This window comes from Streptomyces sp. NPDC026062, from assembly GCF_055568375.1.
This window is the reverse complement of the sequence record NZ_JBVHOQ010000001.1, coordinates 36,798-51,729: the sequence shown is the minus strand read 5'-3', so window position 1 is coordinate 51,729 and position 14,932 is coordinate 36,798. Positions and strand designations below refer to the sequence as shown.

Annotated in this window: 12 protein-coding genes; all 12 read left to right on the top strand. The window is 70.0% G+C overall.

Annotated features, from left to right (window positions below):
• Positions 1 to 2: 2 nt before the first annotated feature.
• The 12 genes from ACZ4LX_RS00255 to ACZ4LX_RS00200 all read left to right on the top strand — a co-directional run bounded on the left by ACZ4LX_RS00255 (position 3) and on the right by ACZ4LX_RS00200 (position 14,916).
• On the top strand, positions 3 to 875 hold the full coding sequence (locus ACZ4LX_RS00255) for a glycosyltransferase family 2 protein (protein ID WP_467636830.1): 873 nt from the start codon (positions 3 to 5) through the stop codon (positions 873 to 875).
• 107 nt (positions 876 to 982) lie between these two features.
• Positions 983 to 1,912 carry an ABC transporter permease gene (locus tag ACZ4LX_RS00250; RefSeq protein WP_467635938.1) on the top strand — a complete coding sequence of 310 codons (930 nt, stop codon included), beginning with the start codon at positions 983 to 985 and terminating at the stop codon, positions 1,910 to 1,912.
• Positions 1,905 to 2,690 (top strand): ABC transporter ATP-binding protein, encoded by a 786-nt coding sequence (locus tag ACZ4LX_RS00245; protein WP_467635934.1) that lies wholly within the window; start codon positions 1,905 to 1,907, stop codon positions 2,688 to 2,690. Before ACZ4LX_RS00250 ends, ACZ4LX_RS00245 begins: the two co-directional genes overlap by 8 nt.
• A 444-nt stretch (positions 2,691 to 3,134) precedes the next feature.
• Positions 3,135 to 4,055 (top strand): squalene synthase HpnC, encoded by a 921-nt coding sequence (hpnC, locus tag ACZ4LX_RS00240; RefSeq protein ID WP_467635931.1) that lies wholly within the window; start codon positions 3,135 to 3,137, stop codon positions 4,053 to 4,055.
• Positions 4,056 to 4,084: 29 nt separating this feature from the next.
• Positions 4,085 to 5,005 carry a presqualene diphosphate synthase HpnD gene (hpnD, locus tag ACZ4LX_RS00235; protein ID WP_467635928.1) on the top strand — a complete coding sequence of 307 codons (921 nt, stop codon included), beginning with the start codon at positions 4,085 to 4,087 and terminating at the stop codon, positions 5,003 to 5,005.
• Positions 5,006 to 5,124: 119 nt separating this feature from the next.
• The gene (gene hpnE / locus ACZ4LX_RS00230; protein ID WP_467635926.1) at positions 5,125 to 6,513 is read left to right on the top strand and encodes a hydroxysqualene dehydroxylase HpnE; all 1,389 of its coding nucleotides are present in this window, start codon (positions 5,125 to 5,127) and stop codon (positions 6,511 to 6,513) included.
• A complete protein-coding gene (locus ACZ4LX_RS00225) occupies positions 6,510 to 7,613 on the top strand; it encodes a polyprenyl synthetase family protein (protein WP_467635921.1) in 1,104 nt (367 codons plus the stop codon). The genes hpnE and ACZ4LX_RS00225 overlap by 4 nt, the downstream gene beginning before the upstream one ends.
• 107 nt (positions 7,614 to 7,720) lie before the next feature.
• On the top strand, positions 7,721 to 9,724 hold the full coding sequence (shc, locus tag ACZ4LX_RS00220) for a squalene--hopene cyclase (RefSeq protein WP_467635917.1): 2,004 nt from the start codon (positions 7,721 to 7,723) through the stop codon (positions 9,722 to 9,724).
• The gene (locus tag ACZ4LX_RS00215; protein ID WP_467635911.1) at positions 9,724 to 10,383 is read left to right on the top strand and encodes a phosphorylase family protein; all 660 of its coding nucleotides are present in this window, start codon (positions 9,724 to 9,726) and stop codon (positions 10,381 to 10,383) included. Before shc ends, ACZ4LX_RS00215 begins: the two co-directional genes overlap by 1 nt.
• Positions 10,384 to 10,388: 5 nt before the next feature.
• Positions 10,389 to 11,408, top strand: coding sequence for an adenosyl-hopene transferase HpnH (gene hpnH, locus ACZ4LX_RS00210; protein ID WP_467635907.1), 1,020 nt, complete (start codon positions 10,389 to 10,391; stop codon positions 11,406 to 11,408).
• A gap of 179 nt (positions 11,409 to 11,587) precedes the next feature.
• A complete protein-coding gene (dxs, locus tag ACZ4LX_RS00205; protein WP_467635904.1) occupies positions 11,588 to 13,522 on the top strand; it encodes a 1-deoxy-D-xylulose-5-phosphate synthase in 1,935 nt (644 codons plus the stop codon).
• Positions 13,519 to 14,916: an aspartate aminotransferase family protein gene (locus ACZ4LX_RS00200; protein ID WP_467635902.1), complete on the top strand. Its 1,398-nt coding sequence runs from the start codon at positions 13,519 to 13,521 to the stop codon at positions 14,914 to 14,916. The genes dxs and ACZ4LX_RS00200 overlap by 4 nt, the downstream gene beginning before the upstream one ends.
• The last annotated feature ends 16 nt before the right edge of the window (positions 14,917 to 14,932 follow it).

Sequence of the window (14,932 nt, the reverse complement as noted above, 5' to 3'; positions counted from 1 at the left end):
CCATGAAACTCGGCGCGGTGATCATCACGATGGGCAACCGCCCGGCCGAGCTGCGCGCCCTGCTCGATTCGGTCGCCGGCCAGGAGGGCGACCGCATCGAGGTGGTCGTCGTGGGCAACGGCTCCGCCGTCCCGGACGTTCCCGCAGGCGTGCGGACCGTGGAGCTGCCCGAGAACCTGGGCATCCCCGGCGGACGCAACGTGGGCATCGAGGCCTTCGGGCCCTCCGGCGCGGATGTCGACGCCCTGCTCTTCCTCGACGACGACGGACACCTGCCCCTCACGGACACCGCCGAGCTGTGCCGGCAGGCGTTCGAGGCCGATCCGAGACTCGGCATCATCAGCTTCCGGATCGCCGACCCCGACACCGGCGAGACCCAGCGCCGCCACGTGCCGCGCCTGCGCGCCGCCGACCCGATGCGCTCCTCGCGGGTCACGACCTTCCTCGGCGGCGCCAACGCCGTACGCACAAGGGTCATCGCCGAGGTCGGCCCGCTGCCGGGCGACTTCTTCTACGCGCACGAGGAGACGGACCTCGCCTGGCGGGCCCTGGACGCCGGCTGGCAGATCGACTACCGCGCGGACATGGTCCTCAACCACCCCACGACCGCTCCCTCCCGGCATGCCGTCTACCACCGCATGGTGGCCCGGAACCGGGTCTGGCTGGCGCGGCGCAATCTGCCCGCGCCCCTGGTCCCGGTGTATCTCGGCGTGTGGCTGCTGCTGACCCTGCTCCGCAAGCCCTCGGGCCCGGCGCTGAAGGCGTGGTTCGGCGGCTTCCGCGAGGGCTGGTCGAAGCCCTGCGGACCGCGCCGCCCGATGAAGTGGCGTACGGTGTGGCGGCTGACCAGACTCGGCCGCCCTCCGGTGATCTGAGAGGTGCGCCTCTGGGAGCATGAGGCGTAAGTTTTCTTGTCGGGACCTGTCCGCCCTGAGCCGCGCCCGCGACTGGCTGCGCGATGTGAATACGAGAGTTTCATCTGGTGAGTGACACAACCCATGACGGTGCTGTTGCGTTGAGCACCCCGCCATCGGCCGACGACGGCCTGAGCCCCGCCGAGCTGGCCGCGAAGCACGGCCTGACGGTCAGCGGCGCCCGGCCCGGACTCCTTGAGTACATCAGCCAGCTCCGCGGGCGGCGCCACTTCATCCTGGCGTTCTCCCGGGCCAAGCTGACCGCTCAGTACAGCCAGGCCAAGCTGGGTCAGCTCTGGCAGGTGGCCACCCCGCTCCTCAACGCCGCGGTGTACTTCCTCATCTTCGGTCTGATCCTGGGCACCAAGAGGGGGATGACGCAGGAGGTCTTCATCCCGTTCCTGGTGACCGGGGTCTTCGTCTTCACCTTCACCCAGAGCTCGGTGATGGCCGGGGTCCGCGCCATCTCCGGCAACCTCGGCCTGGTGCGGGCGCTGCACTTCCCGCGTGCCTCGCTGCCCATCTCGTTCTCGCTCCAGCAGCTCCAGCAGCTGATGTACTCCATGATCGTGCTGGTCGCCGTGACGGTCGGCTTCGGCAGCTATCCCAGGCTGTCCTGGCTGCTGGTGATTCCCGCGCTGTTCCTGCAGTTCTTCTTCAACACCGGACTGGCTCTGATCATGGCGAGGCTCGGGTCGAAGACGCCCGACCTGGCGCAGCTGATGCCGTTCATCATGCGGACCTGGATGTACGCCTCCGGCGTCATGTTCTCCATCCCGGTGATGCTCGCGGACAAGCCGGCCTGGATCGGTGATGTGCTGCAGTACAACCCCGCGGCCATCTACATGGACCTGGTCCGGTTCGCCCTGATCGACGGCTACGGCTCCGAGAACCTGCCGGCGCACGTCTGGGTGGTGGGCCTCGCCTGGGCGCTCGTGGTGGGTGCCGGTGGCTTTGTGTACTTCTGGAAGGCAGAGGAGCGGTACGGCCGTGGCTGAGGACAACACCGCGGGGCGCGTCCCCACCGTGATCGCCGACGATGTGCACATCGTGTACCGCGTCAACGGCGGCGGCGGTGGCAAGGGCGGCGCCACCGCGGCACTGAGCCGGATACTGCGCCGCGGCAAGGGCGAGGAGCGCGGGGTCCGCAAGGTGCACGCCGTACGCGGTGTCTCCTTCACCTCCTACCGGGGTGAGGCCATCGGGCTCATCGGGACGAACGGCTCGGGCAAGTCCACCCTGCTGCGGGCCATCGCCGGACTTCTGCCGACCGAGAGCGGCAAGGTGTACACGGACGGACAGCCCTCGCTGCTCGGTGTGAACGCGGCACTGATGAGCGACCTGACGGGCGAGCGCAATGTCGTGCTCGGCGGGCTCGCCATGGGGATGAGCCGCGAGGAGATCCGCGAACGCTACGACAGCATCGTCGACTTCTCCGGCATCAACGAGAAGGGCGACTTCATCACCCTGCCGATGCGGACGTACTCCTCCGGTATGGCCGCCCGGCTGCGCTTCTCCATCGCCGCAGCCAAGAACCACGACGTCCTCATGATCGACGAGGCGCTGGCGACCGGTGACCGGAAGTTCCAGATCCGTTCCGAGGCGCGCATCCGGGAGCTCCGCAAGGAGGCCGGCACCGTCTTCCTGGTCAGTCACAGCAACAAGTCGATCAGGGACACCTGCGACCGGGTGCTGTGGCTGGAGAAGGGCGAACTGCTGATGGACGGACCGACCGACGAGGTCCTCAAGGCGTACGAGCGCGAGACCGGCAAGTAGGGCGGCGCCGCAGCCGCCTACCGCAGCGGCCTCTGCCGGAGCATTCCGGCAGAGGCCGCTGTGTTGCTTCCGGAACGGGGCCCCTCCCGGGCCTCCACGGCTCGTCGTACAGCACCCGGCAAGATCTCCTCCCGCTGGATGACGTCAATTTCCTTGCACAAGGGGAAAGTTGACAGCGCGCGGTTCGCAGGTGCCGCGCAGCCCGCACCCCCGCGTATGGATGAGCGGTGTACAACGTAAGCTGGACCGGTGCTGATTCGTGGCAAGTGGGGCGATACCGCCTGGGTGGACGGCCCTTAGTCGTCCTCCGCACTCGGGAGAGCGGGCGGCGTGTCCGGAATGGGTTGTTTTGGGTCAGCAGTGTAGAACGGGAGATGTGACGGCTATGACGGAAGATCTCCAGCTCCGAGGTGCTCACGCCGTCCTCGCGCAGGGCGGTACGCAGTGACCCGTACCCGGCAGGCGCGACGTGATCCCGCCGTACCCGGAACCCTCGACAAGGCCGCCGACGAGAACTTTCCGGTGGCCCCCTTCTTCCTGCCACGTGCCTGGCGCGACGACCTGATGGCCGTCTACGGCTTCGCCCGCCTCGTCGACGACATCGGCGACGGCGACCTCGCACCCGGTGGCGCCGACGCGCGGCACCTCGGTCTCGACCCGGCGCAGAGCGAGGACCGGCTCGCGATGCTCGACGCGCTCGAAACCGACCTGCGCAGGATCTTCGCGGGCACCGGCGAGACGCCACACCACCCGCTCCTGCAAGCGCTGCGTCCCACCGTGCGGCACCGTGCCCTCACCCCCGAGCCCTTCCTCGGCCTCATCGAGGCCAACCGGCAGGACCAGAAGATCCGCCGCTACGGGACGTACGAGGAACTCCTCGCCTACTGCGAGCTCTCCGCGAACCCCGTCGGCCGCCTGGTCCTCCAGCTCACCGGAACCGCGAGTCCCGAGCGCGTCCGCCGCTCCGACGCGGTCTGCACCGCACTGCAGATCGCCGAGCACCTCCAGGACGTCACCGAGGACCTCGGCCGTGACCGGATCTATCTGCCGGCCGAGGACATGGCCAGGTTCCGAGTCACCGAATCCGACCTGGCGGCCCCCTCCGGGAACGCGTCGGTGCGTGCGCTGATCGCATACGAAGCCGAACGTGCCGGGAATCTGCTGAATGAAGGCACCCCCCTGGTGGGTAGCGTCCACGGCAGGCTCAAGCTGCTTCTCGCCGGATTCGTGGGAGGGGGGCGTGCCGCCCTCACCGCGATCGCGGCCGCCGGGTTCGACGTACTGCCCGGACCCCCCAAACCCACCAAGCCCAGCCTGCTGCGCGAGGTGGGAGTTGTTTTGCGAAGAGCGCGTAGAGAGGGGTGAGCCGGACCGTGGAGGGACAGACGACGTACATGTCGGCACCGGTACAGGCCGCATACAGTTACTGCGAGGCGGTCACCGGACAGCAGGCGCGTAACTTCGCGTACGGCATCAGGCTGCTGTCCGTCGAGAAGCGGCAGGCCATGTCGGCCCTGTACGCCTTCTCCCGACGGGTCGACGACATCGGTGACGGCGAACTCGAACCGGAGACCAAGCGCGTCCGCCTGGAGGGCACCCGTGCGGTGCTCGACCGGATCCGTGACGGGGCGATCGACGAGGATGACACGGACCCGGTCGCCGTAGCGCTCGCCGATGCCGCCCGCCGGTTCCCGCTGCCGCTCGAAGGGCTCGACGAGCTGATCGACGGTGTGCTGATGGATGTGCGCGGCGCGACCTACGAGACGTGGGACGACCTCAAGATCTACTGCCGGTGCGTCGCGGGCGCCATCGGCCGCCTCAGCCTGGGCATCTTCGGTACGGAGCCCGGCGCGCCGGGGTCCGAGCGCGCCGCGGAGTACGCCGACACGCTCGGCCTCGCGCTCCAGCTGACGAACATCCTGCGCGACGTGCGCGAGGACGCGGGTAACGGGCGCACCTACCTGCCCGCCGACGACCTCGCCAAGTTCGGCTGCTCCGCGGGCTTCCACCGGGCCACCCCGCCGCCCGGCTCCGACTTCGCCGGGCTGGTCCACTTCGAGGTCAGGCGCGCCCGCGCCCTGTTCGCCGAGGGCTACCGGCTGCTGCCGATGCTCGACCGGCGCAGCGGTGCCTGCGTGGCGGCCATGGCCGGCATCTACCGCCGGCTCCTCGACCGGATCGAGCGCGACCCCGAGGCCGTGCTGCGCGGCCGGGTCTCGCTCCCGGGTCACGAGAAGGCGTACGTGGCGGTGCGCGGCCTGTCGGGTCTTGACGCGCGTCACATCTCGCGCCGCACCACCAGGGGGCGTGTCTGAATGCGCCACACGGACATCTCACGCACCATGAGCATCATGGATGATCACTCCGCACGGCGGGCAACCCCCTGTCGGGCGGATGCGTCCCTGACGGAGAAGACCTGGCGAGAAGGGGACGTATGACGGACGGCACGATGCGTTCCTCCCGCGCGGTCGTGGTCGGCGGCGGGATCGCCGGCGTCACGGCTGCCTTGCGTCTGGCCGACGCCGGGGTTGACGTGACCCTGCTGGAAGGGCGGCCCAGGCTCGGCGGCCTCGCCTTTTCCTTCCGGCGCGGCGATCTGACGGTCGACAACGGTCAGCACGTGTATCTGCGGTGCTGCACCGCTTACCGCTGGTTCCTCGACCGCGTCGACGGCGCACGTCTGGCCCCGTTGCAAAACCGTTTGGACGTGCCCGTTCTCGATGTGGGGCGGTCTGCGGGCCCCCGGCTCGGACGGCTGCGACGCAACGGTCTCCCGGTTCCGTTCCACCTTGCCGCCGGGCTCGCCGCCTATCCGCACCTCTCGCTCGCCGAGCGCGCGAGCGTCGGCCGGGCAGCCCTTGCGCTGGGCCGGCTGGACCCCGAAGACCCCGCGCTCGACGACATCGACTTCGGCAGCTGGCTCGCCCGGCACGGCCAGTCCCCCCGCACCATCGAGGCCCTGTGGGACCTGGTGGGTGTGGCCACACTCAATGCGACCGCCCCGAACTCCTCGCTCGCACTCGCCGCGAAGGTCTTCAAGACCGGACTCCTCTCCGAGCCCGGCGCCGCCGACATCGGCTGGGCCTCCGTGCCGCTCGGGGACGTCCACGACACGCTCAGCCGCAAGGCCCTGGACTCCGCCGGCGTCCGTACCGAACTGAGGACGAAGGCGGCCTCGCTCACCCGCACCGACGACGGACGCTGGGTGGCCGACACCGGAGCCGAACGGATCGAGGCGGACACCGTCGTGCTGGCGGTACCCCAGCGCGAGGCCCATGACCTGCTGCCCGAGGGCGCGCTCGACGCGCCGGAGCGGCTGCTGGAGATCGGCACCTCGCCGATCCTCAACGTGCACGTGGTCTACGACCGCAAGGTGCTCAGGCGGCCGTTCTTCGCCGCGCTCGGCTCGCCGGTCCAGTGGGTCTTCGACCGGACCGAGGCCTCCGGTCTGGCCGGCCCCGGCCAGTACCTCGCGGTCTCCCAGTCCGCCGCCGGCGAGGAGATCGATCTGCCCGTCGCCGAGCTCCGCGCTCGCTACCTGCCCGAGCTGGAGCGGCTTCTGCCCGCCGCCCGCGGGGCCGGTATCCGGGACTTCTTCGTCACCCGGGAGCGTACGGCGACTTTCGCGCCCGCCCCCGGCGTCGGCCGGCTGCGACCGGGGGCGCGCACCCGCGCACCCGGTCTCTTCCTGGCCGGCGCATGGACGGCCACCGGCTGGCCCGCCACGATGGAGGGTGCCGTACGCAGCGGTGCCGGTGCCGCGGACGCCGCGCTCCTGGCGCTCGGCCGCCCCCAAGAACATCCGCTGCAGGAGGCGGCATGAGCAGTACCACCGGAACAAGAGGAGAGTCAGTGACCCCGGCGAATCCGGCTTCCGACACCGTGGCGGACACCACGGACGTCACCGCGCTTCTGGAGCGCGGACGGGCCCTTTCCGTGCCGGTGCTCCGGGCCGCCGTTGACCGGCTCGCACCGCCCATGGACACCGTGGCCGCCTACCACTTCGGCTGGATCGACGCCCAGGGCAGGCCTTCCGACGGCGACGGCGGCAAGGCCGTCCGTCCGGCGCTCGCCCTGCTGTCCGCCGAGGCGGCGGGAGCCGCCGCCGAGGCCGGTGTCCCCGGCGCCGTGGCCGTCGAACTCGTGCACAACTTCTCGCTGCTGCACGACGATCTGATGGACGGCGACGAGCAGCGACGCCACCGCGACACGGTGTGGAAGGTGCACGGCCCCGCCCAGGCGATCCTGGTCGGCGACGCGCTGTTCGCACTGGCCAACGAGATCCTGCTGGAACTCGGCACCGTCGAGGCGGGCCGCGCGGCCCGACGGCTGACCACGGCCACCCGCAAGCTGATCGACGGGCAGGCCCAGGACATCTCCTACGAGCACCGCGAACGGGTCACCGTCGAGGAGTGCCTGGAGATGGAGGGCAACAAGACGGGCGCCCTGCTCGCCTGCGCCTGCTCCATCGGCGCGGTGCTCGGCGGCGCCGACGACCGGACCGCCGACGTCCTGGAGGCGTACGGCTACCACCTCGGCCTCGCCTTCCAGGCGGTCGACGACCTGCTGGGGATCTGGGGCGACCCGGACTCCACCGGCAAGCAGACCTGGAGCGATCTGCGCCAGCGCAAGAAGTCCCTGCCGGTCGTCGCCGCGCTCGCCGCGGGCGGACCGGCCTCGGAGCGTCTGGGCGAACTGCTCGCCGCCGACGCGAAGAGCAGCGACTTCGAAAACTTCTCCGAAGAGGAGTTCGCCGCCCGTGCGGCGCTCATCGAGGAGGCGGGCGGCCGGGAGTGGACCGCCCAGGAGGCCCGTCGCCAGCATGCGGTCGCCATCGAGGCGCTGCATGGTGTGGACATGCCTGAATCCGTGCGGGCGCAGCTCACGGCGCTCGCGGACTTCGTCGTCGTACGAAAGAGATGATGACCATCGCCTCCATATGACTCGCAGTCGCCGGCCGGCGCCCGTCACGGGCGCCGGCCGACGGAGACCCCAGCACAGCAGCGGACCAACTGCACGAAGGGGAAGCCATGACAGCGACGACCGACGGAAGCACCGGGGCTGTTGATCCCCGCGCAGCCTCGGCCAGTATTCCGACAACCGAATCGACGATCGCCGCGGACGACGTACTCGCCGCCGCGCGGCGGGCCGCGGAACGCTCTGTGGAGCACCTCCTCGGCAGACAGGACGAGCAGGGCTGGTGGAAGGGCGACCTCGCCACCAACGTCACCATGGACGCCGAGGACCTCCTGCTCCGGCAGTTTCTCGGCATTCAGGATCCCGCCACGGTCCAGGCGGCCAGCCGCTTCATCCGCGGCGAACAGCTCGGCGACGGCACCTGGGCCACCTTCCACGGTGGTCCCGGGGATCTCTCCGCCACCATCGAGGCCTATGTGGCCCTGCGCCTGGCGGGGGATCGGCCGGACGAACCGCACATGGCCCGTGCCGCGGGGTGGGTCAGGGAACAGGGCGGGATCGCGGCGAGCCGCGTGTTCACCCGGATCTGGCTGGCTCTCTTCGGCTGGTGGAAATGGGACGACCTGCCGGAACTCCCGCCCGAGCTGATGTTCTTCCCCAAGTGGGTCCCGCTGAACATCTACGACTTCGGCTGCTGGGCCCGCCAGACCATCGTGCCGCTCACCGTCGTCTCCGCGAAACGGCCGGTGCGACCCGCGCCCTTCGCCCTGGACGAGCTGCACACGGATCCCGGCGAACCGAACCCGCCCCGCCGCCGCGCCCCGGCCACCAGCTGGGACGGCGTCTTCCAGCGCCTAGACAAGGCGCTGCACCTCTACCACCGGGTCGCCCCGCGCAAGCTGCGCAAGGCCGCCATGGACGCGGCCGCGCGCTGGATCATCGAACGCCAGGAGAACGACGGCTGCTGGGGCGGAATCCAGCCACCTGCCGTGTACTCCGTCATCGCCCTGCATCTGCTCGGCTACGACCTCGACCACCCGGTGATGCGGGCGGGACTCGAATCGCTCGACCGGTTCGCGGTCCGGCGCGAGGACGGTGCCCGCATGATCGAGGCCTGTCAGTCCCCGGTCTGGGACACCTGCCTCGCCACCATCGCTCTCGCTGACGCCGGGGTCGCCGCCGATCACCCGGCGCTGGTGAAGGCGGCGGACTGGATGCTCGGCGAGGAGATCGTACGACCGGGTGACTGGTCCGTGCGCAGGCCCCAACTGGCGCCTGGTGGCTGGGCGTTCGAGTTCCACAATGACAACTACCCCGATATCGACGACACCGCGGAGGTGGTTCTCGCGCTGCGCCGGGTCCGTCACCCGGACCAGGCGCGGGTCGAGGCCGCCATCGAGCGCGGAGTGCGCTGGAACGTCGGCATGCAGTCCCGCAACGGTGCCTGGGGAGCCTTCGACGCCGACAACACCAGCGCCTTCCCCAACCGGCTGCCGTTCTGCGACTTCGGCGAGGTCATCGACCCGCCGTCCGCCGACGTCACCGGCCATGTGGTGGAGATGCTCGCCGTCGAGGGCCACTCCGGGCACCCCGCGACCCGCCGGGGGATCGAGTGGCTGCTCGCCGAACAGGACGCGGCCGGCGGCTGGTTCGGCCGCTGGGGCGTCAACTACGTCTACGGGACCGGGTCGGTGGTGCCCGCGCTGGTCGCCGCCGGACTGCCCGCCGCGCACCCCGCCATCCGCCGGGCGGTCGGCTGGCTGGAATCCGTCCAGAACGACGACGGTGGCTGGGGCGAGGACCTGCGCTCGTACAACGAGGACAAGTGGATCGGCCACGGAGCCTCGACGGCGTCCCAGACCGCCTGGGCCCTGCTGGCCCTCCTCGCGGCCGGTCGGCGCGACACCCCGGCCGTCTCGCGCGGCATCGCCTGGCTCGCCGAAACCCAGCAGGCCGACGGCTCCTGGGACGAGCCGTACTTCACCGGTACCGGCTTCCCCTGGGACTTCTCCATCAACTACCACCTCTACCGGCAGGTCTTCCCGCTGACCGCACTCGGACGGTACGTGCACGGCGACCCGTTCGCGGGCCGCACGGCGGTTCGCGAGGGGATCTGATGGGCGATGCCCAGGGGCCGGCCGGCCCCGCCGCTCCGCTGCTCGTCGCCTGTGCCCTGGGCATCGAGCACCTGGCCCTGCGCACGGGCAGGGCCAGGGCGGGAACTGCCCCGGGCCCGGTGACCGTACTCCGTACGGGCATGGGGCCGAAGGCGGCCGAAACCGCCGTGGCGAAAGCGCTCGGCGAGGGCCGGGCGCTCGGCGCCGCGGTCATCGCCTCGGGGTTCTGCGCCGGGCTCGAACCCGGCATGCACCCCGGCGACCTGGTGGTGGCCGACGAGACCCGGACAGCCGGGCGGTCGGACACCTGCACCGGCACGGAACTGCTCGCCGACGCACTCGCCAGGGCCGTACCCGGACGCACCGTCCACACCGGTCCGCTGACCGGCTCCGATCATGTCGTCCGAGGGCATGAGCGGGCCGCGCTGCGGGCCACCGGAGCGATCGCGGTGGACATGGAGTCCGCCGCGACGCTGCGCATCGCTCTGCGGTCCGGGCCACGCCCGGTTGCGGCCGTACGGGTGGTCGTGGACGCTCCGGAGCATGAGCTCGTCCGCATCGGCACGTTCCGCGGTGGAATATCGGCTTTCCGTGTTCTCCGTGCCGTCCTGCCGGCTTTCTATGAATGGCACCGATCTTTGCTGCTCCCCAGGAGGTGAGCTAGATGGCCATGCCGCTCCGTCAGTCCATCAAGGTTGCGACGTACCTCATTGAACAGAAGCTCCGAAAGCGGGATAAGTTCCCGCTGATTGTCGAGCTGGAGCCGTTGTTCGCCTGCAACCTCGCCTGCGAGGGCTGCGGGAAGATCCAGCACCCGGCCGGAGTCCTCAAGCAGCGCATGCCGGTGGCCCAGGCCGTCGGCGCCGTGCTCGAATCGGGCGCCCCGATGGTTTCCATCGCGGGCGGCGAGCCGCTGATGCACCCGCAGATCGACGAAATCGTCCGGCAGCTGGTGGAGAAGCGGAAATACGTCTTCCTCTGCACCAACGCGATGCTGCTGCGGAAGAAGATCGAGAAGTTCACCCCTTCGCCCTATTTCGCATTCGCCGTCCATATCGACGGGCTGCGCGAGCGCCACGACGAATCGGTCGCGAAGGAAGGAGTCTTCGACGAGGCGGTGGCGGCGATCAAGGAGGCCAAGCGGCGCGGCTTCCGGGTCACCACCAACTCCACCTTCTTCAACACCGACACACCGCAGACCATCATCGAGGTCCTCAACTACCTCAATGACGACCTGAAGGTCGACGAGATGATGATCTCGCCCGCCTACGCCTACGAGAAGGCACCCGACCAGGAACACTTCCTGGGTGTCGAACAGACCCGTGAGCTGTTCAAGAAGACCTTCGCGGGCGGCAACCGGGGCAGGTGGCGCCTGAACCACTCGCCGCTCTTCCTGGACTTTCTGGAGGGCAAGGCGGACTTCCCCTGCACGGCATGGGCCATTCCGAACTACTCCCTGTTCGGCTGGCAGCGTCCCTGCTATCTGATGAGCGACGGGTACGTGCCGACGTACCGGCAGCTCATCGAGGAGACCGACTGGGACAAGTACGGCCGGGGCAAGGACCCGCGCTGCGCCAACTGCATGGCGCACTGCGGCTACGAGCCCACCGCCGTACTCGCCACCATGGGGTCGCTGAAGGAATCCCTGCGCGCGGCGCGGGAGACCGTCGGCGGTAACCGGTGACATGACGGCTGCCGGAGAGCCGGCCGGGCCGGCTCTCCGCGCGCTGCCGGCCCGGCCGCCGGCGACGTGCCGCACCTCGCGGCGCGTCCGGGCCGGGCCGGCGGCGGTCGGCGGGACGCGGACCGAGGGTCCGGGCCGTCATCGTGAGCCGATAACAGGACCAGAGAGGGGGCCCGGGCATGACGCTGCTCCAGTCCATCCGGGGGCCGCACGATCTCAAGGCGCTGAACGAACCGCAGCTCGGCGAACTCGCCGAGGACATCAGGAAGTTCCTGGTCCAGGCGGTGGCCAGGACCGGTGGCCACCTGGGCCCCAACCTCGGGGTGGTGGAGCTCTCCATCGCCCTGCACCGGGTCTTCGACTCGCCCGTGGACCGGATCCTGTGGGACACCGGCCATCAGAGCTACGTACACAAGCTCCTCACCGGCCGGCAGGACTTCTCCAAGCTGCGAGGCAAGGGCGGCCTCTCCGGCTATCCCTCGCGTGCCGAGTCCGAGCACGACGTCATCGAGAACTCGCACGCCTCCACCGTGCTCGGCTGGGCCGACGGCCTCGCCAAGGCAGGCGAGGTGCTCGGACGCCCCGGCCATGTGGTGGCGGTCATCGGTGACGGCGCACTCACCGGCGGCATGGCCTGGGAGGCGCTGAACAACATCGCCGCAGCCAAGGACCGCCCCCTGATCATCGTCGTCAACGACAACGAGCGCTCCTACGCCCCGACCATCGGCGGCCTCGCCAACCACCTCGCGACCCTGCGCACCACCGACGGCTACGAGAGCTTCCTCTCCTGGGGCAAGGGCGTCCTGCAGCGGACCCCCGTCATCGGACAGCCGCTGTACGAGTCGCTGCACGGGGCCAAGAAGGGGTTCAAGGACACCTTCGCCCCGCAGGGCATGTTCGAGGACCTCGGAATGAAGTACATCGGCCCGATCGACGGACACGACACCATCGCGGTCGAGTCCGCGCTCCACCGCGCCAAACGCTTCCACGGACCCGTGCTCGTGCACTGCCTCACCGAGAAGGGCCGGGGCTATCCTCCCGCGCTCCGGGACGAGGCCGATCACTTCCACACCGTCGGCGCGATGGATCCGCTGACCTGCGCCCCGCTCGCTCCCGAGGCCGGGCCGTCCTGGACCTCCGTATTCGGGGACGAGATCGCCGGGATCGGCGCGGAGCGTCCGGATGTCGTCGCGATCACGGCGGCGATGCTGCACCCCGTCGGGCTGACCAAGTTCGCCGAGGCGTTCCCCGGCCGCGTCTGGGACGTCGGGATCGCCGAGCAGCACGCGACGGTCTCCGCCGCCGGACTGGCGACCGGCGGACTGCACCCGGTCGTCGCCGTGTACGCGACCTTTCTCAACCGGGCCTTCGATCAGCTGCTGATGGACGTCGCCCTGCACAGGTGCGGCGTCACGTTCGTTCTCGACCGGGCCGGGGTCACCGGACCGGACGGGGCCTCCCACAACGGGATGTGGGACCTCTCCGTCCTCCAGGTCGTGCCGGGACTGCGGATCGCGGCACCGCGCGACGCCGACCGGCTGCGGTCCGAACTGCGTGAGGCGCTCGACGTGGACGACGCACCCACCCTGATCAGGTTCCCGAAGGCGTCGGTGGGGGATCCGGTCCCCGCGATCGGCAGGATCGGCTCCATGGACGTCCTGCACGGTGCGGAGGACGCCGATGTGCTCCTGGTCGCGGTCGGCGTGATGGCGCCCGTCTGTCTGCGGGCCGCGGACCTGCTGACGGGCCGCCGGGTCCGCTGCACCGTGGTCGATCCGCGCTGGGTCAAGCCGGTCGACGCGGAGCTTGCGCCGCTCGCCGCGAAACACCGGCTCGTCGCCGTCGTGGAGGACAACAGCCGGGCCGGAGGTGTCGGTTGGGCGGTGGGGCAGGCTCTGCGGGACGCGGGAGTCGACGTACCGCTGCGGACGTTCGGCATTCCCGACCAGTTCCTCGCCCACGGGAAAAGGGCCGAGGTGCTGGCCGACATCGGACTCACACCCGTCGAGATCGCGGGCCGGATCAGCGCCGCGCTGGACGTCCGCGACGCGGACGAGGGGCCGGAAGCGGGGCCGGACGCTCTGAGCCATGGGGAGAAGGAGAACGGGGCATGACGGACGACGGGCCTAAGGGCTTCGACCTGGCGCGGCTCCTCGCGGAGCGCGGCGCCGAACGCTACGACCTGCACACGAAGTACCTCAACCACCAACTGCCGCGCATGCTGCACACCATCGGCTTCGACAGGGTCTACGAACGGGCCGAGGGCGCGCACTTCTGGGATGCGGAGGGCAACGACTACCTGGACATGCTCGCCGGTTTCGGGGTGATGGGGCTCGGCCGCCACCATCCCGTCGTACGCAAGGCGCTGCATGATGTTCTGGACGCCTCGCTTGCCGATCTGACCCGGTTCGACTGCCAGCCGCTGCCTGGTCTGCTGGCCGAGAAGCTGCTCGCCCACAGCCCGCACCTGGACCGGGTCTTCTTCGGCAACAGTGGCACGGAGGCGGTGGAGACGGCCCTGAAATTCGCCCGGTACGCCACCGGGAAGCCGAGGATCCTGTACTGCTCCCACGCCTTCCACGGGCTCACCACCGGCTCGCTCTCGGTCAACGGCGAGGCCGGCTTCCGGGACGGCTTCGCCCCGCTGTTGCCCGACACCGCCATCGAACTCGGCGACCTCGACGCCCTGCGCCGTGAGCTCAAGCACGGCGACGTGGCCGGACTCGTCGTCGAACCCATCCAGGGCAAGGGGGTGCACGCGTCGCCGCCCGGCTTCCTGCGCGAGGCCCAGGAGCTGCTGCACAAGCACAAGGCCCTGCTCATCGCGGACGAGGTGCAGACCGGCCTGGGCAGGACCGGGGACTTCTACGCCTACCAGCACGAGGAGGGGGTGGAACCCGATCTGGTCTGCGTGGCCAAGGCGCTCTCCGGCGGCTATGTGCCCGTCGGAGCGACGCTCGGCAAGGACTGGATCTTCAAGCGCGTCTATTCCTCGATGGACCGCGTCCTCGTCCACTCCGCGAGCTTCGGCTCCAACGCCCAGGCGATGACGGCCGGACTCGCGGTCCTCGCGGTCATGGAGAGCGAGGAGACGGTGGCGAACGCGCGCCGCACCGGTGATCTGCTGCGCGAACGGCTGGCCGCGCTCCTCGGGCAGTACGAGCTGCTGCACGAGGTGCGCGGGCGCGGGCTGATGATCGGTATCGAGTTCGGCCGGCCGTCCTCGCTGAAGCTGCGCAGCCGCTGGACCATGCTTCAGGCCGCCCGCAAGGGGCTCTTCGCGCAGATGGTGGTCGTACCGCTGCTGCAGAAGCACCGGATCCTGACTCAGGTCTCCGGCGACCACCTGGAAGTGATCAAACTGATCCCGCCCCTGGTGATCGACGAAGCGGACGTGGACCGCTTCGTGGGCGCGTTCACGGCTGTGATGGACGACGCGCACGGTGGCGGTGGACTGATGTGGGACTTCGGGCGGACCCTGGTGAAGCAGGCCGTCGCTAACCGCTGATCAGCGGCGGACCGAG